Origin of the sequence: Saccharothrix xinjiangensis, assembly GCF_039527585.1 — a bacterium.
Classification (GTDB): domain Bacteria; phylum Actinomycetota; class Actinomycetes; order Mycobacteriales; family Pseudonocardiaceae; genus Actinosynnema; species Actinosynnema xinjiangensis.
The window spans coordinates 282389-303952 of record NZ_BAAAKE010000006.1; the positions used below are offsets into that span (position 1 = coordinate 282389).

The following is a 21564-nucleotide window of genomic DNA, read 5'->3' on the forward strand; positions in this document are numbered from 1 at the left end:
CGGCCGTCGACCCACGCGCGCAGCGGCCCCAGGAGGGTCAGGCGGAGATCCTTGCCGATCAGGGCATCCCTCGATCAGGTGGGCGGGGTCCCGGGCGCGGGACGTCCGGGCTGACTTCGGTCGACCCCACATCGTACCGAGGGCGCGGGCCTCGGGAGCGGGTCTTCCCCCTGCCGACAGGCCTTCGACAGGGGAAAGACCCGCTCCTGTCTCAGCAGGTGATCGGCGAGGAGCCGACGGCGACGTCGTCGTACCAGAGGGTGTCCGCGCCGTCGCCGTAGCTCTCCCAGCCCAGGCGCAGGTCCGTCAGGGTCGGCCGCCAGGCCTTCCGCAGCCACTGGTCGTCGATGTCCTGCGTCGGCGTGCCGTCCACCTGGAGGCCCGTGACGGACGTGCCGTTGAGCGAGGTCGACAGCCTGCCGGCCGGGTCGACGGAGAACTGGACGCAGTTCCACTGGCCGGTGGGCAGCGGCTTGCTCAGCGCCACGCCCTGCGGGCTCTGCGCGGGCAGCGTCGCGTCGTCGGACTCGCGGTTCCACTGCAACGCCGAGTTCTGGCCGCCCATGCGCAGGTCCTTGCCGTTGTCGGCGGTGTCCTTCATGGCCATGAACGTCACGTGCGCCATCGGCAGGTTCGTGGTGTGCCGGACGTAGAACCGGCCGTGCACGGTGCCGGAGCCGGTCAGCGGGGTGCCGAAGAAGATGTGGTTGCAGTAGCCGGAGGCGCCGTCGACGCGCACCGACTTCGAGCCGCTGCGGGCGGTGCCGTTGTCGATGCTGACCCGGCCCTGGCCGGTGCAGTTGGCCGCGCCCACGGTCCACTTGCCCGACGGGGTCGAGCCGGTCTGCTCCTCGAAACCGTCGCACAGGGTCGCCGTGCCGCAGCCGACCGGCTGCTGGTCCGAGGTGGTGGTCGTGGTGGTCGTGGTGGTCGTGGTGGTCGTCGACGTGGTGCTGCTCGTGGTGGTGGTGCTCGTGGGCACGTCCTCGTTGCACGAGACGCCGTTGAACGAGAAGTCGGTCGGCGCCTGGTTCGTGCCGCTGTAGGTGGCCTGGAAGCCGAACTGGGCGCTGGCGCCCGTGCCCAGCGACCCGTTCCAGGGCATGTTGGTCACGGTGACCTTGTTGCCGGATTGCTTCACGTCGGCGCTCCACCCGGAGGTGACGGCCTGGTTGCCCGGGAAGGTCCAGGCGAGTTGCCACGAGCTGACCGGAGCGGACTGGTTGGTCACGGTCACGTTGGCGGTGAAACCGGTGGACCACTGGTTGAGCTTGTAGTCCACGGCGCAGGCGGGGGCCGCTCCCGCGGAGCTGTTCCCGCCGATCACCACCAACCCGGCCACGGAGACGACAGCGGCGACCGCCGCCAGCAGATTTCGCACAACAACCCCTTCGTTGTCGTTTCTGGGAGCGTTCCCAGAAGCTGACTGTAACGATCCCGTCACCGCAGCGGAATACTCCGACCGCCGCAACGGCCGTTCCCGCGAAGGCGTCCCGCCCTGGTGACGGCCGTGCGTAGTTGACGATCGCCGACTGCTCCGGATCGGTGGAGGCGGGCCGCTAGCCTGGCGGCATGGGGTGGGACCTGGGCGAGCTGATCACCAAGTACGAGGTGCCGGGCGCCCAGGTCGCCGTGCTGGCCGACGGGGAGATCCGGGACGAGGCCGCCGGTGTGCTGAGCCTGCGCACGCGGGTCGAGGCCACGACCGACTCGGTGTTCAAGATCGGCTCCATCACCAAGGTCTGGACGGCCACGCTGGTCCAGCAGCTGGTCGACGACGGCGTGCTGGACCTCGACCGCCCTGTTCGCGACCACCTGCCCGGCTTCCGGCTCGGCGACCCGGCCGCCACCGGGTCCCTGACCGCCCGCCACCTGCTCACCCACACCGGCGGTGTCGACGGCAACCACTTCACCGACACCGGTCGCAACGACGACGCGATCGAGAGGTTCGTCGCCACCCTCGCCGAGGCGGACCACCTCCTGCCGCCCGGCACGATCCTCTCCTACTCCAACAGCGGGTACGTGGTGCTGGGCAGGCTGGTGGAGGTGTTGCGCGGCAAGCCCTTCCACGACGTGCTCCGCGAACGCCTGGTGGCGCCACTGGGCCTGCGCACGGTCGCCACCGACCCCTACGAGGCGATCCTGCACCGCGCCGCGGTCGGCCACGTCCGGACCGGCGGAGAGGTCGTCCCGGTGAAGGACTGGGCGGTGTCCTACTACTCCGCGCCCAGCGGCTCGCACCTCGCCACCAGCGCGCGCGACCTGCTGGAGTTCGTCCGCCGGCACCTCGCCGACCCCGCGCTGGCGGCGCTGCGCGAACCCCAGGTCGAGCCCGTCCCGGACTTCGGCGGCGGCGTCACCGGCTGGGGACTGGGCTGGATGCTCCACCGGGACGGCGTCGTCGGCCACACCGGTGTCGCCAAGGGGCAGAAGGCGTTCCTCCGCGTCGCGCCCTCGGCGGGCGTGGCGGTGGCCGTGCTGACCAACAGCACGGGCGGTGAGCCGCTGGCCCACGAGATCCTCGGCACGGCCCTCGGGGAGCTGGCCGGCGTCGAGACCGCACCGCTGCCCGTGCCGCCCCCGAACCCGACCGCGATCGACGCGGACCGCATGTGCGGCACCTACCGCTCCACCCTCTACGACATCACCCTCACCACCGGGCACGACCGCGCGTTCCTCACCTACCGCGCGCGCAACGACATCGCCGAGTCCTTCCTCGGCGGACCCGGGAAGCGCGTCGAGGTCGTCGGTCTCGACGGCAGCTCGATCATCACCGCCCAACCGGAGCCCGACGGCCACCGGGTCTTCTCCCTGGTCGGCTCCGACGACCACGGCCGGGCCCGCTTCCTGCACAACGGCGCCGCCGCCCACCGGATCACCTGACGGCCCGGCGATGCCGGGCGTGACCGACCAGGGCAGCCGGCCGGGGCGGACCAGGCCGGCCTCGTAGGCGAACACCACGAGCTGCGCGCGGTCCCTGGCGCCGAGCTCGACCATCGCGCGCGACACGTGGGTCCTGGCCGTGGCGGGGCTCACCACCAGGCGGGCGGCGATCCCGTCGTTGGACAGGCCGGTGCCGGCCGGCGCGACCACCTGCCGTTCCCGGTTGGCGAGTTCGGCGGGCGCGGTGTTCTCCACCGGGAAACCGGCGGCGGCGCGCAGGGCCTCGCCGATGTGCTCGTCCAACTCGAAGCGCCCCGGCCGACCTGGTCGAGCCGAAACCGGCCAACCCGACCTTCGAGCAGGCGGCCGCCACGACCGCCCTCACGTGCCTGCGCGACGCGGCCCGGACAGCAGGTCCTGGTCAACGGGGCGCCCGGTGGTGCGGGCACCTTCGCAGTCCAGCTCGCCAAGGCGTTCGGCGCGGACGTGACCGGTGTGTGCGGCGCCGGGAACGTCGACCTGGTCAGGTCGATCGGCGCCGACCACGTCGTCCACTACACCCGCGACGACTTCTCCCGCGGCGGTCGGCGCCACCACGTCGTGCTGGACCTGGTCGGCAACCGGTCGTTGACCGACTGCCGGCGCGTGCTGACCCCCACCGGGACCCTCGTCCTGCCCGGCGGTGGCACGTCCGACGGCGGCAGCCTCGTCGGACCGGTGGACGCCGCTGGTCACGCCCGAGCACGCGGCCGACCCCCTCGTGTTCGAGGTCGGCTACGTGGTCGCCATGGCGATCGCGCTCGCCCTCGTCCTGCTCCTCACCCGCCGCGGTCCCGGCCTGGAGCACCGCCGGTTCCTCACGGCGCCGGGCGGGCGCCTCACCTGGTGAGGGTGAGGCGCCCGCCCGGTCGGGAGTGGACCCTGATCAGGTGATCAGCGTTGCAGCGTCAGCAGACCCGGCCGGTAGGGCAGCTTGCCGTAGTCGCCGCCGGAGCTGGGGTTGCGGCCCTGGTACAGCAACTGGAGGTTGCAGGGGTCGATGGTCTTGGTCTGGTCGGGGTTGGTGCGGATCAGGTCGCCGTGGCTGATGTCGTTGGTCCAGGTGGCGCCGCTGTTGGCCTTGCCCGCGAAGGGGTTGCCCTCGGTGGCGGCCTGCGGGGTCCACGAACCGCTCAGGCTGCTGGACGTGAACGAGCGGAAGTAGCGCCCGTTGGCGCCGATCGCCTCGACGATCATCAGGTACTGGTTCTGGCCCTGGACCTTGTAGACCTCGGGCGCCTCGAACAGGTTGTTCGTCGTGTCGCTCATGATGGTCGTGTAGGAGGAGCCGAAGCTGCCGGGGAAGTTCCCGAGGGGCATGACCTGGCGGTAGATCTTGCCGTTGTCACCGGCGAAGAACAGGTACATGTTCTGGCCGTCGCCGATGAGCGTCTGGTCGATGGGTCCCGTGCCGGAGCCGGTGATGCTCGCCGTGGAGAGCACCTGCGGCGACGACCACCCGTTCGGGTTGGTGGGGTCGCTCGACGTCCGGTAGGTGAACGCGGTCCCGCCCCACTGGTAGGCGAGCACCCAGATGTTCTTCGGGGCGAAGTAGAGCAGCGTGGGTGCGACGGTGCCGGAGTTCATGGCCTGCTGGGGCGCCGAGGCCATGTCGGACCAGTTGGTGAAGAGCCCGAAGTTCATCGAGCCCCAGGACGTGCCCGTGTCGTGCGTGGTGGCGTAGACCAGGTGCCTGCCGTTGTGCATGACGTGGGTGAAGTCCTTGAGCGACACCCACCCCGACCTCGGGTTCGCCAGCGAGCCCGTCGAGGACCAGCGGTACGTCGACGGGAGCGAGCACCCGCCGCCCTGCGAGGTGGTCGTCGTCGTGGTGGTGGGGTTGCCGCCGCCGATGCGGACGAGCTGCCACTGCTGGTTGGCGCCGCCCCAGTCGCTGTACTGCACGACGTTGCCGCCGTCGGCGGTGGACGCGCCCTGGACCTCGACGGCCTTGTTGCTGTTGCGGTTGATCAGCCGCACGTGGCCGCCGTCGGAGTCGGCGAGGCGGAACTGCTGGTTGGTGGTGTTGTTGTCGGTCCACTGGACGATCGCGCCGCCGTCGGCGGTGGAGAGGTTGTGGACGTCGAGGACCTTGCCGGAGTGGCGCGACTTGAGCCGGTAGTAGCCGCCGCCGGAGTCGACGAACTGCCACTGCTGCTGGTTGCCGTCGTTGCGGGCCCACTGGGTGATGCGGGCGCCGTCGTTGGTGGCGAGGTTGTAGACGTCCAAGGCCTTGCCGCTGTTGCGGTTGACCAGCACGTACCACGCGTTCGTGTCGACCGTCGCCGCCGACGCGGGCGCCGCGCCGAGCGCCACCACCAGCCCGGCGAGCAGCGTGGTGACGGCAGCGATGACAGCGGCCACGCGGCGACCGCGGGCTCGTGGGACGGCGGTGGGCGGGTGGTGGCCAGACCCGGCCATGGGCGTCTCCTCTTCGTCGAGGTGATGATCCGATTTTTATGTTAGCGCTAACAATTCACGCTTGCCGTTACCGCGGGCAAATGAGGTGCATTGGGGCGCGGCATTGCCGCTGCGACGCTTGCCGCGTCCACCTGACTGTGACCGATGACGCCTGGGCGGTCAAGACGTGACGAAAAAGTTTCGCACGGGTGCGCGGGTGGTCGAGCGCGCGCATTGTGGATTGCTAAAAAGGGGCGCGAATTCTTTAGCTCGGACGCGAATGCGGCCGTTCGACGGCGATTACCGAGCCCGGCGGACCTTGACCAGGTCCATGTCCGTGGCGGAGGCGCGCATGTCGCGGAAGTCCACGCCGAACTCCTCGACCGCGCGGGACGCCAGCGCCAGCGCGCGATCGCACACGGCCCGGTCGGTCTCCTCCACCTCCGCGCGCAGCTGCACGCGGAAGCTGAAGAAGTCCAGCGACCTGTCGTAGGACAGCGCGCCCCGCTCGGAGAAGCCGTTGGTGAGCAGCCCGTGCCGCTCGACCTCGGCCAGCAGCCGGCCGCGCCCGGCGTCGTCGAGGTCGGTGAACCTGCCGCGCACCATGACCCGGTAGGTGTGCTCCACCACGTGCCGCCCCTCGCTCGCCCGGCTGTGGGTGCATCGTGGGCCACCGGGCGGGCGGACCGCAATCGATTTGACCGGGCCCGCGGGCGATCGAGCCGGCCGCGCACGGGAGCACGGAGCGGGGCGCTCGTGTTGGCCGCGAGCGCCCCGTCCCGCTAGAACGAGTTGCCGAACGCGCTGGACAGGTACTCCTTCGCGTCGCGGAGGGCCTCGTCGATGATGCGGGCCGCTTCCCTCGCCTGCTCCGGCTCGTGCGCGGCCTGCACCTGCAACCGGAAGCGCGAGGCGCCGGTCGGGGTGACGGGGAACTCGACCATGAACGCGAGCACCCCGCGGTCGAACAGCAGGCGGTTGACCGTCCGGGCCAGCTTCTCGTTGCCGATCAGGACCGGCACGATCGGGCTCGGCGAGCCCATGCAGGTCAACCCGCGCGTCGTCAACTCGTCGCGCAGGGCGTGGATGGCGGAGAACAGCCGTCCGCGCAGGGCCTCGCCCTCGTCGGTGCGGATGATCTCGGCCGCCTTGAGCACCACCGCGGTCTGCATCGGCGACAGGGCGTTGGAGAAGAAGTGGGACGCGGCGAACATCTTGATGTACTGCTTCACCGCGGGCGACCTGGCCGCGACGAAGCCGCCGTTGGACGCGAAGGTCTTGGAGAACGCGCCCATGACCAGGTCGACCTGGCCCAGCATGTCCTGCATGCCCAGGACGCCGGTGCCGCCGGGGCCCATCGAGCCGAGGTCGTGGGCCACGTCGACCAGCAGGGTCGCGTCGTGGGCGCGGCAGACCTCCTGGAGGGCGACGAGGTCCGGCCAGTCGGCGTCCACCGAGAACAGGCCGTCGGTGATGACCATGATGCCGTTGTGCGTGTCGGTGGCGCGGATCCGGGCCAGGTGGGTGCGCACGGCCTCGACGTCGAGGTGGGTGTAGCGGGTGATGTTCCTGGTCGCCGCGCGCGCCCCCGTCTGGAGGCACGAGTGGGCGAGGCGGTCGATGAGGACGTGGTCCTCCTGGCGGACCAGGCCGGTGACGGTGCCGAACCCCGCCGACCACCCGTTCGAGAACAGCGTGACGTGCTCCAGGCCGACCAGCGCGCCGAGGGCGGCCTCCAGCTCGTCGGAGATGCGGGTGTTGCCCAGCACCATCGGCGACCCGGCGCTGTGCGGGCCGAAGTCGCGCATCGCCCTGACCGCCGCCTCCCGGATCTCCGGGTGGGCGTTGAACGACAGGTAGTCCTGGGAGTTGAAGTTGATGCCCCGGGCGGGTTTGCTCAGGTCGTTGGTGATGGTCGCGACCCCGCCGGGCGCCGCTTCGAGGACCCGGGAGTACTGCCAGGTCTCGGTGCGCCTGCGCGCCTCCACCCAGCCGTGGAACTCCTCGGTGCGGGCGAGCAGGTTGGCCCCCACGGGCCGGAAGAAGTCGTAGGCGTTCTTGTCGAGCGCGTAGTCCTCGTCGGGGTCGATCGCGGCCGCGGCCGCCGTCGCCGGTTCCCACATCGGTTCCAGGTCGGCCCGGACCGCCGGGAAGTCCTCGTCGAAGAAGCGGGCCACCTCGTCGGCCGGGAGGGTGTCCAGCTCCTCCAGGTCCTCCCACGGGATGTGGGCGGCCCAGTTCCGCATCATGTCCGACACCTCGCGCGCGGCGGCGGCGACCGCCTTGGCCGCGGTGAGCAGGTCGGTGTCGGCCCCGTCGGCCGCGGTGATGAGCGCGGCGACGACCTCGCCGTCCTCGCGCTGGTGTGCCAGGGCGTCGGTCATCGGGTCGCCTCCGCCGCCACGCGCGGGAACGGGTTCCGCTGGTGCTCGCGGTAGGTCGCCTCGAAGTCGGCGAACGCGCTGTGGTCGCGCGAGGACTCCTTGGCCGTGTCGTTGAGCAGGAACACGTTGGACGGGTCGAAGAACTCCGAGACCGGCGCCACGTCGACGTGGGTGGCGATGAAGCGGTCGATCTCGGCCTGGTTGCCGCGCAGGATCGCGAACAGTTGCAGCTCGTCGTGCCGCAGCGGCTTCATCTCCGCGAGCGTGCACACGTAGTCGTAGTAGGCCGCGGCGGTCTGGCTGCGGCGCTTGGCCGCGTACCCGGCCATGGCGGTGTCCCGGTCGGTCTCGCCGCCGAGCCACCGGCCGACCGCCTCCGCGGCCAGCTCCGCGTCGCGCAGGGCGTGGGTGATCCCGAGCGCCGTGCACTGGTCCTTGAACGACTCGGCGTCGCCCACCAGCACCCAGCCGGGCCCGTGCAGCCGCCTCAGGTAGGCGGCCTGGTCGAGCGTCCCGTAGAAGCGCTCCTCCCGGCGCGCCCGCGCCACGGTGTCCGCCGCCTCCTCGCTGATCAGGCCGAGCGCGCGGTGGAAGTTGCCCTCGACGTCGGCCCGGAACGCCTCGGCCCACTCGCTCGGCCCCCACGTCAGCACCATGGTCTGCCCGTTGTTGGTCGAGGCCATCGCCATGCCGAGCCTGCCCCGCCGGTGGATCTGCGCGTCGGCGTCGGGGATGCCGCTGAAGTAGCTCCAGTAGGCGAAGGTGCACCGCGGCCGCTCGTCGAACTTCTCCAACCCGAGGGCGCGCGCCACGAAGGAGTTCCGCCCGTCCGCCCCGATCACCACCTGCGCGCGCTCGACCGTTCCATCCCGACCTTTGATGCCGATGACGGTCCCGTCTTCATCTTGTAAGAGCTCTTTGACGGTGTACCCCTCGCGGAACTCCACGCCGGCGCGCACCGCGTTGTCGACCAGGATCTTGTCCAGCACGTGCCGGCGGACCGAGAAGTACTCCGTGGTGATGCCGCTGTCGTCGTCGTGCAGCAGCCGGAACTGGTTGCGCAGCAGCTCCTCGGGCACGCTGCCGCGCAGGGCGATGCCGTTGTTGACCACGGTGACCCGGGTGTGCGCGGGCGTCACGGCCCTCACCTGGTCCAACACGCCCAACCGGTTCAGGTAGGAAGCTCCGTGCGGCCAGACGAAATGCGTGGACAGGACATCACTGGGAAACCGCGACCGGTCCACCACCAACACGCGGAGCCCACGCCGGGCGAGGTGCGCCCCGACCGCCGCGCCGGCGCACCGGCCACCTATGACAATTGCGTTGTACATGTGATCATCTCAACAGCGCCTCCATAACCCTGTACAGAGCCGAACGGCCGAGGACCCCCCTATTTTTGCGACACCGGCCATTCATGGTAAAAATGGGCAGGATTGGACGCCCGAACGAGCGGGGCACCCCTCGGGAAATGTGAAATAATTTGCCCTTCGGCACTTCGCCCAGCCCGTCGGGAACGGCGTGCCCGGGCGCCTCGGCTCAGCAGTCCGGCTCGGGGCAGGGGAGCCGGGCCGCCGCGTCGGCGAGCAGCCGCAGGGCGCCGGCCCGGCGTACGTCGGCGGGCAGGCCCGCCGGTTTGGCGTCGGAGTTCGCCCCGCCGTAGTCGATCACCAGCACCAGGTTCGCGTCGACGGCCCGGATCCGGGTGTAGCTCGCCACGCCGTTGAGGCGCTGCCCGATGTCGCCGTCGTCGAGGCCGAGCCCCGCGAGGTTCGGCACCTTCTCCTGCGGGTCGGAGGCGAGGAAGTGCCGGGCGATGTCGGTGCCCGACTCGTCGTCGACCTCGTGGAAGCGCATGGCGGTGACCGAGGTGTAGCGGTAGGCGGGCGTGCCCGGGGTGTCCGGCGCGAGCTCGTCGTACGGCGGGATCGACACGGTGTCGGGACCGCCGAACTCGTGGCGGCACTCGATCACGTCGACCCGGTCGGTCAGCGTCCGGACCGGTTCCTGGCGCGGCGTCGTCCCGGTGAGGCCGTCAGCGAGCGCCGCGACCGTCGCCGGGTCCACGAGGCCACACGCTTCGACGGGCACGCCGTACTCGGCGTCGGCCGACGAGCAGGCCGGTGCGCAGGTCACCAACAGCAGGATGACGACCCCCAGTCTCATCATGCCGAAAACCTAGCGGGTGCCGGGACCGAGGGGCGCACCGCACTCGGCGTCGGGTGTTCTCCAGTCCGACCGGGCGGGTTGCGCGTCGGTTCAGGAGTCGTGGTTGGCGCGGGAGTCGTAGTCGGCGCGGGCGGCGTCGATGTCGGCCAGGTGCGCGACGCTCCACTCCAGGAGGGGCGCGGTGGCCTCGCGGAGGGTCTTGCCCATGCGGGTGAGTTCGTAGCTGACGTGGGGCGGCATGACGTTGTGGACGGTCCGCGTCAGGATGCCGTCGCGCTCCAGGCCGCGCAGCGTGACGGTGAGCATGCGCCGGCTGATCCCGTCGATGTCCCGGTTGAGCTCGGTGAAGCGGCGCGGCCCGTGCCTCAGGTGGCGCACGACCAGGAGCGACCACTTGTCCCCCACGATGTCGAGCACCACGCGGGTCCGGCACGCGTCGTCCTGCTGCCGCGTCATGGTTACCTCCGGGGAACCCGGGCACCGGGAAGTGCCTTGTTGCCCGGGGTGCGTCGAACGATCACGATGGTTCTCGAACGGTACCGGGTTACCAATGGTGACCACCACTGTTCCCCGTCCCGTCCCGAACCGGAGGATCGCACGACCATGTCAACCTTCCTGCTGGTGCACGGCGCCTGGCACAGTGGACGGTGCTGGGAGCGGGTGGCACCGCTGCTGGAGTCGGCCGGCCACCGGGTGCTCGCGCCGTCGCTGACCGGCTACGGCGACAAGGCGCACCTGCTCGGCCCCGAGGTGGGGCTCGACACGCACGTCTCCGACGTCGTCTCGCTGATCGTCGACGAAGACCTCACCGACGTCGTCCTCGTGGGGCACAGCTACGCGGGGCTGGTCATCTCCTCGGCGGCCAACCAGGTCCCGGACCGGATCGCGCACCTGGTCTACCTCGACGCGATGGTCCCGGAGGACGGCGAGACCGCGATCGACGTCATGCCCGCGACGCAGGGCCTGATCGACCTCGCCGCGCGGTCCGGCGAGAGCTGGCGGATCCCGCCGCTGCCCGAGTTGCCGCCGCCGCACGGCCTGTTCGGCGTCACCGACCCGGCGGACGTCGCCTGGCTGCGCGAGATGCTGTCGGACCAGCCGGTGCGCTGCCTCCGGCAACCCGTGCGGCTGGACGACCCGGCCGTGAACGCGATCCCCCGGACGCACATCCACTGCGTCGGAGCGACGCCGGAGGGCATCACCCGGCGGCCCGTGCCCGCCGTGCAGCCCAACGGTTCCCCGGCGCAGGTGTGGGAACTCCCGACCGGCCACGACTGCATGATCACCACGCCCGTCGAGCTGAGCGGGTTGCTGCTCGCCACCGAACGGGGTCGGACGAGCCCGGCGCAGTCGGCGGTTCCGGTGTCTTGACCGGTCACCACCGGGTTGTCCCGGACACGCGCTGCACCCCCGGGGCGCTGGTCGTGGCCGACGGCCGCGTGGAGTGGGTCGGGCCGAGGCGCGACCTGCCCGCGCGGTACGCCGGCGCCGACCGGGTGGACCACGGCGACAGCCTGATCACGCCGGGGTTCGTGGACACCCACGTCCACCTGGCCCAGGTCGACGCCATCGCCAGTCCCGGGCACCAGTTGCTGCCGTGGCTCGAGCACTCGATGTACCCGGCGGAGATGAGGTTCGCCGACCTGGACTACGCGCGCCGCGCCGGCTGGTTCTTCTGCGACACGCTGCTGTCGGTGGGCACGACCACCGGGGTTCGGTCCCGCCCGAGTACCTCGACAAGTGCCCGGACAGGGCGATGGACGAGTGCCGCGAGCTGATCGAGCGGTGGCACTGCCACGACCGGCCGCGCTTCGGCGTGAGCCCTCGCTTCGCGCTGACGTCCACCGCGAAAGCCCTCGGGCTGGCGGGTGACCTCATACCGGGAGCACTCCGATTCGGAGCGCCCGCTGTGGGTGCGGAGCCACATCGCCGAGAGCCGCGACGAGGTCGACGCGGCGGTGGCGTTCTGCCCGACCTCGAACCTGTTCCTCGGCAGCGGCCTGTTCCCCCTGAGCCAGTGCAGCCGGGCGGGTGTGCGGACCGGCCTGGGCACCGACGTCGGCGGCGGCACGAGCTACTCGCTGCTGACCACCTTGAACGAGGCGTACAAGGTGGTCGCGCTCGGCAACGCCTACCCGGAGCGCATCCCCGACGACCGGCGCATGACCCTGACGGCGCTGCGGTCGTTCTACCTGGCCACCCTGGGCGACGACCGCGCCGTCTCGCACACCTACCTCCTGGGCTACCCGGACGCGGTCACACCGCGATCGGCGGATCGCCCTGGCCCGCGCCGTGGTGCGCCGGCCCGAGCTGCTCCTGCCGGACGAGCTGCTCGCCACCGACCCGCTCTACCGCGATCTTGTCGAGGCGCTGACCATCCCCGCCGGGAGACCCCTGCCCAAGGCGTAGGGGAACGACGCTCGAACGCTCCCGGCAGGCGCACTCGACCCATGGGCGGGACGCCTCTAGCGTCGAACCCCTTGCGGCGGAACGACGCTCTGATCCACTGCCGCGCCCGGCCGGGCGCTCGGCCGCCGCGGGGGCCGGATCAGGGCACGAGCGCGATTCGGCCATGGAACCAGTCCCGTTCGGGCAACCGCGGTCCGGCAGAGTTGGCGGGCATCGCCGTCTTGCCAATGTTCAAGGCTGTTCGCCCGACGGTAGGGCGAGCTGGTCCCACGCGGTGGTGTTGGTCGTGAGGGTGAGCAGGAGGGTTTCGAGGTTGCGCAGGGCCGCGGGGTCGGAGTGGTGGTTCCAGAAGGAGGTGGCGCTGATGCCGTCGGCGGCGGCGATGACGAGGTCGGTGATGTGGGGTGGGAGGCCGTCGCCGGCGAGGTCGTCGTGCCAGCGGCGGGTGTCGGCGTGGGCGAGATCGGTGATATCGGGGATGGCGGCGAGGTGGGCGACCAGCGGGACCAGGTCGTGGAAGGTGTCAGGGTCGTGGGAGAAGGCGGCGCTGACGCGGATGTAGGCGCGGGTGAGACGGCCGGGTGCGGTGTCGTCGGGGTCCACGGCGGCGGCGACGTCGGCGCGGAAGCGGTCGAACAGGTCCTGGGCGAGCGCCCGGACCAGGTCGTCCTTGGTGGCGAAGTGGTGCAGCAGACCGCCTTTGGACACTCCTGCCTGTTTGGCGATGTGGTCGAGGGTGGCGGAGGTGCCGCGGGCGCGGATGCACACGCCCGCAGCGTCCAGCAGTGCTCGACGGGTGTCCTCGCGGGTGCGCCCGGCTACACGCGGCATGGAGTCACTCCTCGGTCCCGGCGGTCACAGCGGTCCCGGTCTTCCTACCGGACGGGATGGTGCGCCAGGCGATGAGGGCGGCGACCACGGTGATGCCGGCAGCGACCACGGAGGTGACCTGCATGGCGGTGGTGAACGCCTCACGGGCCGCCTCGGCCAGACCGGAGTCGGGGCCGACGCTGTTCACGGCGGAGGCCAGGGAGTCCTCGACAGCGGCGCGGGCGGGGCCGGGCACGTCGACGGGGAGGTCCAGCGACGCCCGATAGACGAGGGTGACACCGGAGCCGAGCAGGGCGATGCCGAGGGCCCCGCCGAGTTCGTAGGCGGTCTCGGCGATGGCGGAAGCGGCGCCGGCGCGCTGGGACGGCACCGCGGAAACCACCGCGTCGGTGGTCAAGGTCATCGCCACCCCGACACCCAGGCCGAGAGGGAGCAGCGCCAAGGCCAGCCAGAGGTGGTGATCGGCCCCTTCGGCGACGGCGATGAGCCCCAGGCCCAGTGCGCCAACCAGCAATCCTGCGGCCACGGCGCGCCCGGTGCCCAGGCGCGCGACGAGCACCCCGACCACTGCGACGGCCAGGATGGCCGCGATCGTGGTGGGCAGTTCCACCAGTCCCGCAGCCAGTGGACCCAGGCCGCGCACGAGTTGCAGGTACTGGGAGAAGAAGAACAGCAGGCCCATCAGGGCGAAGATCGCGACGACATTGGCCAGCACCGCGCCGCTGAACGCCTTGTTGGCGAACAGCCCCACATCGATCAACGGCGTCTCCAAGCGGCGCTGACGGCGGACGAACAGCACACCCGCGACCACGCCGACCAGGGCGGCCGGCACCGTCTGGAAATCGATGCCCGACCCGATGGCGTGTTTGACGGTGTAGACCAGTGGGACGATCGCGGCCAGCGACAACGCCGCAGACAGCAGATCGAACCGGCCCGGCCGCGGATTGCGCGACTCCGGCAGCAGGAACGCGCCCGTCACCAGGAACACCAGCACCACAGGCACGTTGATCAGGAACACCGAACCCCACCAGAAGTTCTCCAGCAACACCCCGCCGACCAGCGGTCCCAATGCCATCCCGCCCGCCGACGCCGCCGACCAGATCGCGATCGCCCGAGTTCGCTCCGCCTGGTCGGGGAACATGTTGCGGATGATCGACAGCGTGGAAGGCATGATCGTCGCCCCCGCCACACCCAACAGCAACCGCGCCAGGATCAACATCTCCGCACTCGGCGCGAACGCCGCCAACGCCGACGCCACGCCGAACGCGGCCGTACCCGCCAACAGCACCCGCTTGCGCCCGAACCGGTCGGCCAACGTCCCCGTGGTGACCAACAGCCCCGCCAACGCCAACGCGTAGATGTCCCCGATCCACAGGATCTGCGTCGAACTCGGGGCCAGGTCCGCGGTCAACGACGGCACCGCCAGGTACAACACCGTGCCGTCGATGGCCAGCAGCAGCATCGAGCCGACCAGCACCGACAACGCCGCCCACCTGCGTGAATACGGGGTCGCCACCTTCTGCGCCCCGCGGGCGTCATCATCAATCACCTGTTTATTGTACCGTCCAGCCGGTCTAGTTACTTGTGGTGCCTCCAGCTCGATACCGGCGAGGTCGGTCACATGGGCAACCTCGTCTGCGCCACGCGCCCGGCACCAATTCCGCCAACCAGTGTCCTGCGCCTGAAGTCCGGACCGGGGCTCGTCGACCAGCCCATCCAGGCGGTGCGCGACGAATCGGGAACGCCACCGGTTGACCGTCGACGGGGACCCCCTCAACGCGGCAGCCACCTGCTTGTTCGTCCCGCCCTGCGCACAGGCGAGCACAATCCTCGCCCGCGACGCCAGGAACTGCGCGGTCTTCGCCCGCCTCGCCCGCCTCGCCCGCCTCGCCCGCCTCGCCCACCGGGTCAACTGCGCATGCTCGGCCTGGCTCAACACCAGATCCGGTGTGGGACGGCCCGGACGCGGCCGATCGCCCAGGCCCTCCAGTCGACGGGCGGCGAAACGGGACCGCCACTTGCCCCCGCGGTCAGGTCTTCGACGTCCCAGCCGTCGGGGTCGACGCCGTGCCGCCGTACGACGGTCTCCACCGCGGTGTCGAACGGCTCCCGGAGGTGGCCGGCCTCGTGGGTGGCGATCTCCTCGGCCAGGTGCTCGACGGCGGGGTCGAGCACACCTTGGTGGGATCCCCGTAGTAGCCAGGAAATTCCGGGGGGATTTGCCTGACCTGAGGTGATGGGCGCTTGCGGCGCCGTCGGCTGAGCCCGTGCCGGTCATGGGTCAGTGGTGGGGATGTCGGCGGGAGGAGGGACGTTCGTCGGGGTCGAGCCAGATCATGGGTCGCGGCACGGACGCGGGTCTTGGGCGTGCAGGGTCCACAACCCTTGTGGTAGGCCGTTCAGCCTAGAAGTTCTGCACTTTCGTGTGAATCTTTCGGATGTAGCAGCGTTCACCCGAACGCGACGCAACGTTGCGCTGTGCAGCGGCGCATCCTTCGTTCAAGTGATGCGCATCACTCTCTGGTGGATTCCGGTCCGCCATCCCACCGCGGCACGGACGCCCCCGGTCGACCCTCGCATCCCCAAGGGCCGACTGGGACGGATCCCGACCCGCGCGGCCACACCCGGGCGCCGGGTCACATCCGGCGCCCGGGCCACCGAAGGAATCGGAGCGTGTCATGAGAACACCCCGTCCGGCCCTCGCGATCTGCGGCGTCACCACGGTCTTGCTGGCCCTGGTCGCCGTCCCGCCCGCGTCGGCGGCCACGGCCAGCACCTGCACCATCGCCCCGGTCACCGACCCGACCGACACCACCACCGTCACCTCCACCACCATCACCGGCACCCTCGGCCCCGACCTGATCGTCTGCGCCTTCGGCGTCAACGAGGGCACCACCGTCAGCGGAGGCGAGGGCGAGGACGACATCACCGTCACTTCCAACCCCAGCTCCAGCGTCAACATGCTCAGTCCCAACCTCGGCACCCTCGACGGCGGCCCCGGCAACGACGTCATCACCTCCACCGAAACCCGGATCAGCAACTCCGCCCGCGGCAATCTCGGCATCATGCTGGGCGGCGACGGCGACGACGTCCTCACCGCCACGGCCGCCGTCGGGTACACCGGCAACCAGGGCACCATGGACGGCGGGCCGGGCGACGACGCCTTCTCCACCACCGGCTTCAACTACGGCAACATCGGCACCGTTCTCGGCGGCACCGAGAACGACACCGTCCTCGCCATCGCCCTGAACCTGGGGGCAAGCAGCGAGGGCAACTTCGGGACCATCGACGTCGGCGCGGGCGACGACCTCGTGACCCTCGACGGCGGCTTCGCCGGCAACAGCAACACTGTTGACCTCGGCGCCGGTGACGACATCCTGCTCGCGACGGCCGTCAACGTTTTCGGCGGCGCGGGCAACGATTTCATCGCAGTGGTCCGGGGCGGGGACGGCAACGACACCATCACCGCCGACGCTCCCATGTTCGGCAACCTGGGACGACTGCTCGGGCAGGGAGGCGACGACATCATCAACGCCACCGGCGTCGTCGGCAACGGCGACGAGGCCCTCATCGACGGTGGTCCGGCCACCGACACCTGCCTCGTGGTGGGACTGGACAACGGCACACGACAGAACTGCGAATCCTGACCCCGTGCCGGTGGCCCCGAGGGCGGTGCCCCTGCCTGCGGGGCCACCGCCCTCGGTACACCACCACCGGCACTCGGTGTCGTCGGGCACGAACCCCGACCACGGCAACGCGCACAACTGCACCGCCAACCCCAACCGGTTCCCCGCACCCCACGTCATCGCGTCGACCCACGCCACATCGTCCGACCCCAACGTGAAGAACCGGATCAACTCGTCACGACCCAACTCACCCGGCCACGACCGCAGCCGCCCGATCTCCTCATCGGTGAACAACCTCGCCGACACCCTCGACCCCACCCATCCACATGATCAACGACGGGCACATCCTCACCACCGACAAACCCGCACCCCGCAGCGGGACCACACACGGATCAGGCTTCGGAACACCGACCTAACAAGCCCTTGACCAGCATCAATACGGCTAGACGTTGTTTCTGCACGCCCGCTACCGGAAGGCCGTGCAGGACGACGGCGACGGTGTTGCCGAGAGACCGCTACAGCGCGAGGACTTGGTGGTAGCGGTGGATGGCCTCGTGGTGGTGACCGGTGCTGTGGTCGATGTGGCAGAGGCCGGCCAGGGTGCTCGCCTCGCACTCGCGGTTGTGGTGGCGTCGGTGCAGGGCGAGGGCCGTCTCGCAGTGGCCGCGGGCGGTGTCGCGGTCGCCCAGGCGGGCGACGCACCAGGCCCCCTGACTGAGCGCGACGGCCTCCCGCGCCAACTGGTCGGCGGCGCGGGAAGCGCTGGCGGCCCGTGTGGGTTGCAGGGTGCAGGTCATCCGTTGGGTGGGGCCGGTGGTGTCGGGCAGCCCGAAGCCCATGAGCGGCACGGTGAGCATCACGACCAGGCCGAGCAGCCAGCCTAGCGCCCGACCAGCGCGCAGCCCGTAGGCGGACAGCGCCTTATACACGGTCAGGATCAGCCGTTATGCGGTCTTCCGGGTATTGCGGCGGCGTGCTTGTATCTCGCCGAGGCAGAGGTCGGCGGTGCAGGTTCGCCCTTGGCGTCCTCGAGGGCCTTGCGCAGCCGCCTGTTACAGCATGACTGGCTGAACTGACCGCTTGGTTGTATCCGCCGGAGATGCGCGCTCCAGGCAGCCATGTCCTGGCCGGTTTCGGCTGGCAGCTGGAGATGAGCGTCGACGGCCGCTTGCCGTCGGCGGCGACGAGGTCGTGGACGGCGTTGACGACCTGGTCCAGCGGGATCTCGGCGTCGGTCGGGAACTCCCGCACGTGGCCCTGGTAGTCGTAGATCACCGGCTTGCCGTCCGGCTCGCGGCCGTTGGTGGTGGTGCACGAGCCGTCGGCGTCGGCGTGGGCGATGAAGCCGCGGTCCGCGCCGATGCCCAGACGGATGACCACCCCGCCTTCGGCCCAGGGATCGGGTCGGAACAGCTCGGCCACGGGCGGCACCGGTCCGTCCTGTGCGGCGAACTCGGACGCCATGCGCTTCACCAGCGCGTCGAGGTCTGCGGTGGTGTCGTCGTCCTGCTCGTGGTCGGGCCCGATGAGCGGTCGGTCCCCGCAGCATGGCGCCAGGACGGGGTCGTCCGTGTCGAGACCGTTGGCGATGGCCATCGCGCGGTAGTTCGGGTAGAGCTCCGCTCATGCGTGATCAGCTGCTGCACCTGCTGCTGATGTGCGAATGGCCCCTTACCACCGTGCGCGTCGTCCCCCTGGCCGTCGGATTCCACGCGCACCTGCGGCACCCCTGCACGCTGCTGACCTTCGAAGCGCCGACCAAGCCCTTGGCCCACACCGAGACCGACGTCGCCACCGCGTTCCACGACGACCCCGACGCCATCGCCTCGGCACTGCTCGACCTCTCCCGCACCTACCGCGCCCAAGACCGCCTGACGTGACCCCGGTGGGACGCGGTTCGAACCTGTTCTGGCGGTTGCTCAGCGCGGCCTTCATGCTCACCGGTCCGGTGATCGCGGCGTTCGGCTACCGCGAGGCCGGCGACGAGTCGGTGCAGTTCTACGTGGGCATCGTTTTGTCGTTGCTGCTGATGCCGGTGGGGATCGGCGCTTGGCGCGCCGTCACCCGGGCGCGGAAGCGGCTGCTGCGGCTCGACGCCGTGGGGCTGCCCGCGATCGGCGAGGTCCTCACGGCCAGGAACGACGGCGGCGAGGTGACGAAGGTGATCCTCACCGTGCGGATCAGCGGGCCGGACGTTCCCTCGTTCAGGGCGACCCTCACCACCGAGCCCGGTCCGAACACCAAGCCGGGCGGCAGGCTCACGGTCCTGGTCGACCCGGACGACGGGGCGTTCCTCGTCCGCGACTTCGAGGACGCGAACTTCATCTCCGAATTGCCTGACAACAGCTGACCACGGTCCCCGGGGCTCATGCCGCGTCACGGTGTCCGGGACCTGGCGCCTGCCGGTGGAGGACGAGGAGGCGTCGAGGTCAGAGCACCGCCACCGCGCCGCGGCCCCCGTCCACGCGGACGCGGTCGCCCGTCCTGATCCGCGCCGTGGCGTCGCCGCACCCCACCACGGCCGGGATGCCCAGTTCCCGGGCGACGATGGCCGCGTGCGACAGGGGTGCGCCCACGTCCGTCACCACGGCCGCGGCGCGCGGGAACAGCGGGGTCCAGCCGATGTTGGTCACCGTGGTCACCAGGATCTCCCCCGGCTCCAACTCGTCACCGTCGGCCACGTCGAGGATCACCCGTGCCATGCCCTCGACCACGCCGGCCGCGCCGGGGAAGCCCGTGATCCCGCCGGTCGGGGCGGCGACGACCGGTGCGTGCACGTCGAGGCGGCGGTTCGGGTCGGCTGCCCACGCCTCAGGGTCGAACGGGCCCCGGATCAGGGTCGGGTAGGGCGGTAGCGCTCGGTAGCGCTGGTAGGTGGCGCGGCGGGCGGGCACCCTGGTCAGCGGCGCGGTGTCGCCGTCCAGCACGCGCAGGGTCTCCTCGATGGGCAGGAAGAACACGTCGTCGCCGTGGCCGGTGACCTCGCCCGCCCTCACCAGGAACGCCCGCAGCACGGCGAACGCGCGCGCGAACTCCGACCGGGCCCGTTCCCGTTCGCGGGCCAGTTCGGCCAGCCGGTCGACCTGTTGGCGCAGCCGGGCCGCCTTGCGCGGGTTGGCCGCGCGCAGCCCGGTCCACGCGGCGTCGCGCGCTCGCGCCTGCCTGGCCAGCAGCTCTTCCGGGTCGATGTCCGGGCCCGCCAGTTGCCGGTCCAGCCAGGTCGGGTCCTCGGCCGGGCGCGGTGCGGACACCTCGAACTCGTCGGCGAACCGGTGGCCGTGCGCCCGCGCGTAGTCCTCGCGGGTGATCTCGCCGCGCCGCAGCCTCGCCAGGCCCAGGACCGGGCCCAGGCTGGCCAGTTCGCCCCCGGCGCCGTGCGCGCCGGTCAGCAGCGTCGTGGCGTCGTCCTCCCCCACCAGCGCGACCAGCTTCCGGCGGACCTTCGTGCCGGACCTGGGGCCGTTGCGGGCTCCCGTGTCGTAGACCCTCGCGTGGACGTGCAGCAGTTCGTCCACGTCGGAGTCCCACAGGGCGCGCAGTTCGGCGGGGGTGCGGGCGGTGCGGAAGGCGGTGGTCAGGCGGTCGGCGGTGGCCGGCGCGGTGGCGAGCAGTTCGGCGATGCGGGCCCGGTACTGGCGGCTCTGCCCGGCGAAGACCAGTCCGGCGCGGAACGCGGCCAGCAGCACCGCCGGGCGGGACAGGGGCAGTGGCGGGACCTCCACCTCCGGCGGGATGCGGCCGAAGACCTGCTCGGACGCGCGGCGCGCCACCCGGCCCAGGCCCAGGGCCGAGGCGACGCCCAGGGCGGCGCTGAGGTTGAGGTAGAACCGGCCGCCGATGTTGCCCGAGGTGGGGTGCCCGCCGATCGGCGGTTGGGCGAGCGCCTGGGCGAACGACCAGGTGGCGGGCGTCATCACGCTGGGCACGGCCTCGCGCAGGTTCGCGCACGTCCACAGGTGGTCGCCGCGGAGGCTGTCGTTCCACACCTCCGGCAGGGCGGTGATCGGGCGGGCCTGGAGCACCGCGACCCGGCCGTCGCACAGAGCCCACTCCACGTCGACCGGGGCGCCGTGCAGGGCCTGGACCCGCGCGCCCAGCGCGGCCAGTTCGCGCACCCGCGCCTCGGGCAGCAGGCCGCCGCCGAGCCGCACCTCGCCGTCCACCACGACGTGCTGCTCGGGCGTGACGGAGCCGCCGACCAGCGCCTCGCCCAGGCCGGGCGCGGCGTTGAGGACCGTCTCGGCGCGCGAGCCGGTCACCGGGTTGGCGGTGAACAGCACGCCGGAGACCTCGGCGGGCACCATCCGCTGCACCACGACGGCCAGGGCCGCGTCGGTGACGCCGTTGCGGGCGCGGTACTCGATGGCCCGCGCGGTCCACAGCGACGCCCAGCACCGCCTGACCGCGTCCAGCACGTCCTCCCCCGCCACGTCGAGGAACGTGTCGTGCTGCCCGGCGAACGACAGGTCGGGCAGGTCCTCGGCCGTCGCGGAGGAGCGCACGGCCACCGGTCCGGGCGGCAGGGCGGCGCGGACGGCGGCGGCCACGTCCTCAGGCACCTCGTGCGCGGCGAAGGCGGCGGCGATCGCGCCGGCCGGGTCCTCGCGCCGCAGCAGGCCGGGGAGGTCCAGGTCGGCGGTGAACCGGCGGTAGGCGTGGGTGGTCAGGTGGAAGCCGTCGGGCACCGGCAGCCCCGCGGCGGCGAGCCGCGCCAGCGAGGCGCCCTTGCCGCCGACGGTGTCCAGGTCCGCGGCCGGGTCGGCCAGCGGCAGCACCAGCGGGGCGGTTCCCATGGGCCGATCGTGGCACACGCGGCCATTTCCGGT

At 71.2% G+C, this 21564-nt stretch carries 20 protein-coding genes and 4 pseudogenes; 8 read left to right on the top strand and 16 right to left on the bottom strand.

Going from position 1 to position 21564, the window contains the following annotated elements:
• Positions 1–211 precede the first annotated feature (211 nt).
• Positions 212–1381, bottom strand: a complete 1170-nt coding sequence (locus ABD223_RS16725) for a cellulose-binding domain-containing protein (protein ID WP_344037164.1) — start codon at positions 1379–1381, stop codon at positions 212–214.
• A gap of 191 nt (positions 1382–1572) precedes the next feature.
• On the opposite strand from ABD223_RS16725, the gene ABD223_RS16730 reads away from it, so the two are divergent.
• Positions 1573–2883, top strand: a complete 1311-nt coding sequence (locus ABD223_RS16730) for a serine hydrolase domain-containing protein (RefSeq protein WP_344037165.1) — start codon at positions 1573–1575, stop codon at positions 2881–2883.
• A 39-nt stretch (positions 2884–2922) separates the two neighbouring features.
• Here the strand turns inward: ABD223_RS16730 and ABD223_RS16735 are convergent.
• Positions 2923–3120 (bottom strand): annotated as a pseudogene (locus ABD223_RS16735) (response regulator transcription factor); the annotation flags it as partial.
• A 258-nt stretch (positions 3121–3378) separates the two neighbouring features.
• On the opposite strand from ABD223_RS16735, the pseudogene ABD223_RS43540 reads away from it, so the two are divergent.
• Positions 3379–3537 (top strand): annotated as a pseudogene (locus ABD223_RS43540) (zinc-binding dehydrogenase); the annotation flags it as partial.
• Positions 3538–3565: 28 nt separating this feature from the next.
• The gene (locus ABD223_RS16745) at positions 3566–3772 is read left to right on the top strand and encodes a hypothetical protein (RefSeq protein WP_344037166.1); all 207 of its coding nucleotides are present in this window, start codon (positions 3566–3568) and stop codon (positions 3770–3772) included.
• A 44-nt stretch (positions 3773–3816) separates the two neighbouring features.
• Here ABD223_RS16745 and ABD223_RS16750 read toward each other — a convergent pair whose 3' ends face one another.
• From ABD223_RS16750 to ABD223_RS16775, 6 genes are all read right to left on the bottom strand, one after another.
• On the bottom strand, positions 3817–5343 hold the full coding sequence (locus tag ABD223_RS16750) for a non-reducing end alpha-L-arabinofuranosidase family hydrolase (RefSeq protein WP_344037167.1): 1527 nt from the start codon (positions 5341–5343) through the stop codon (positions 3817–3819).
• Between the two features lie 279 nt (positions 5344–5622).
• Entirely contained in the window at positions 5623–5952 is a 330-nt protein-coding gene (locus ABD223_RS16755) for a DUF6204 family protein (protein ID WP_344037168.1), read from the bottom strand.
• Between the two features lie 152 nt (positions 5953–6104).
• Positions 6105–7706 (bottom strand): aminotransferase class I/II-fold pyridoxal phosphate-dependent enzyme, encoded by a 1602-nt coding sequence (locus ABD223_RS16760; RefSeq protein WP_344037169.1) that lies wholly within the window; start codon positions 7704–7706, stop codon positions 6105–6107.
• Positions 7703–9037 carry an NAD(P)/FAD-dependent oxidoreductase gene (locus ABD223_RS16765; RefSeq protein WP_344037170.1) on the bottom strand — a complete coding sequence of 445 codons (1335 nt, stop codon included), beginning with the start codon at positions 9035–9037 and terminating at the stop codon, positions 7703–7705. The genes ABD223_RS16760 and ABD223_RS16765 overlap by 4 nt, the downstream gene beginning before the upstream one ends.
• Before the next feature lie 205 nt (positions 9038–9242).
• The gene (locus ABD223_RS16770; RefSeq protein WP_344037171.1) at positions 9243–9872 is read right to left on the bottom strand and encodes a hypothetical protein; all 630 of its coding nucleotides are present in this window, start codon (positions 9870–9872) and stop codon (positions 9243–9245) included.
• Between the two features lie 90 nt (positions 9873–9962).
• Positions 9963–10328, bottom strand: a complete 366-nt coding sequence (locus tag ABD223_RS16775) for a winged helix-turn-helix transcriptional regulator (RefSeq protein WP_344037172.1) — start codon at positions 10326–10328, stop codon at positions 9963–9965.
• Positions 10329–10475: 147 nt separating this feature from the next.
• On the opposite strand from ABD223_RS16775, the gene ABD223_RS16780 reads away from it, so the two are divergent.
• Both ABD223_RS16780 and ABD223_RS16785 read left to right on the top strand, forming a co-directional pair.
• Entirely contained in the window at positions 10476–11243 is a 768-nt protein-coding gene (locus ABD223_RS16780) for an alpha/beta hydrolase (RefSeq protein ID WP_344037173.1), read from the top strand.
• A complete protein-coding gene (locus tag ABD223_RS16785; RefSeq protein WP_344037174.1) occupies positions 11240–11650 on the top strand; it encodes an imidazolonepropionase-like domain-containing protein in 411 nt (136 codons plus the stop codon). Before ABD223_RS16780 ends, ABD223_RS16785 begins: the two co-directional genes overlap by 4 nt.
• Before the next feature lie 862 nt (positions 11651–12512).
• Here the strand turns inward: ABD223_RS16785 and ABD223_RS16790 are convergent.
• From ABD223_RS16790 to ABD223_RS16805, 4 genes and pseudogenes are all read right to left on the bottom strand, one after another.
• Positions 12513–13112 carry a TetR/AcrR family transcriptional regulator gene (locus ABD223_RS16790; RefSeq protein ID WP_344037175.1) on the bottom strand — a complete coding sequence of 200 codons (600 nt, stop codon included), beginning with the start codon at positions 13110–13112 and terminating at the stop codon, positions 12513–12515.
• Between the two features lie 4 nt (positions 13113–13116).
• Positions 13117–14574, bottom strand: coding sequence for an MFS transporter (locus tag ABD223_RS16795; RefSeq protein ID WP_380647708.1), 1458 nt, complete (start codon positions 14572–14574; stop codon positions 13117–13119).
• A 237-nt stretch (positions 14575–14811) separates the two neighbouring features.
• A pseudogene (locus ABD223_RS43545) lies at positions 14812–15051 on the bottom strand (helix-turn-helix domain-containing protein); the annotation flags it as partial.
• On the bottom strand, positions 15045–15287 hold the full coding sequence (locus ABD223_RS16805; RefSeq protein ID WP_344037176.1) for a hypothetical protein: 243 nt from the start codon (positions 15285–15287) through the stop codon (positions 15045–15047). The pseudogene ABD223_RS43545 and the gene ABD223_RS16805, both read right to left, overlap by 7 nt.
• 503 nt (positions 15288–15790) lie before the next feature.
• On the opposite strand from ABD223_RS16805, the gene ABD223_RS16810 reads away from it, so the two are divergent.
• Positions 15791–16759 (top strand): calcium-binding protein, encoded by a 969-nt coding sequence (locus tag ABD223_RS16810; protein WP_344037282.1) that lies wholly within the window; start codon positions 15791–15793, stop codon positions 16757–16759.
• An 87-nt stretch (positions 16760–16846) separates the two neighbouring features.
• On the opposite strand, the pseudogene ABD223_RS16815 reads toward ABD223_RS16810, so the two are convergent.
• The 3 genes and pseudogenes from ABD223_RS16815 to ABD223_RS16825 all read right to left on the bottom strand — a co-directional run.
• Positions 16847–17056: pseudogene (locus ABD223_RS16815) on the bottom strand (DUF4158 domain-containing protein); the annotation flags it as partial.
• A 197-nt stretch (positions 17057–17253) separates the two neighbouring features.
• Positions 17254–17667: a tetratricopeptide repeat protein gene (locus ABD223_RS16820; protein WP_344037177.1), complete on the bottom strand. Its 414-nt coding sequence runs from the start codon at positions 17665–17667 to the stop codon at positions 17254–17256.
• The gene (locus tag ABD223_RS16825; RefSeq protein ID WP_344037178.1) at positions 17660–18334 is read right to left on the bottom strand and encodes an Imm1 family immunity protein; all 675 of its coding nucleotides are present in this window, start codon (positions 18332–18334) and stop codon (positions 17660–17662) included. The genes ABD223_RS16820 and ABD223_RS16825 overlap by 8 nt, the downstream gene beginning before the upstream one ends.
• Here ABD223_RS16825 and ABD223_RS16830 point away from each other — a divergent pair.
• Positions 18286–18618 (top strand): Scr1 family TA system antitoxin-like transcriptional regulator, encoded by a 333-nt coding sequence (locus ABD223_RS16830; protein WP_344037179.1) that lies wholly within the window; start codon positions 18286–18288, stop codon positions 18616–18618. The genes ABD223_RS16825 and ABD223_RS16830 overlap by 49 nt on opposite strands.
• Before the next feature lie 5 nt (positions 18619–18623).
• Entirely contained in the window at positions 18624–19088 is a 465-nt protein-coding gene (locus tag ABD223_RS16835) for a hypothetical protein (RefSeq protein ID WP_344037180.1), read from the top strand.
• Between the two features lie 79 nt (positions 19089–19167).
• On the opposite strand, the gene ABD223_RS16840 is transcribed toward ABD223_RS16835, so the two are convergent.
• Entirely contained in the window at positions 19168–21531 is a 2364-nt protein-coding gene (locus ABD223_RS16840) for a PEP/pyruvate-binding domain-containing protein (RefSeq protein ID WP_344037181.1), read from the bottom strand.
• Positions 21532–21564: the final 33 nt, after the last annotated feature.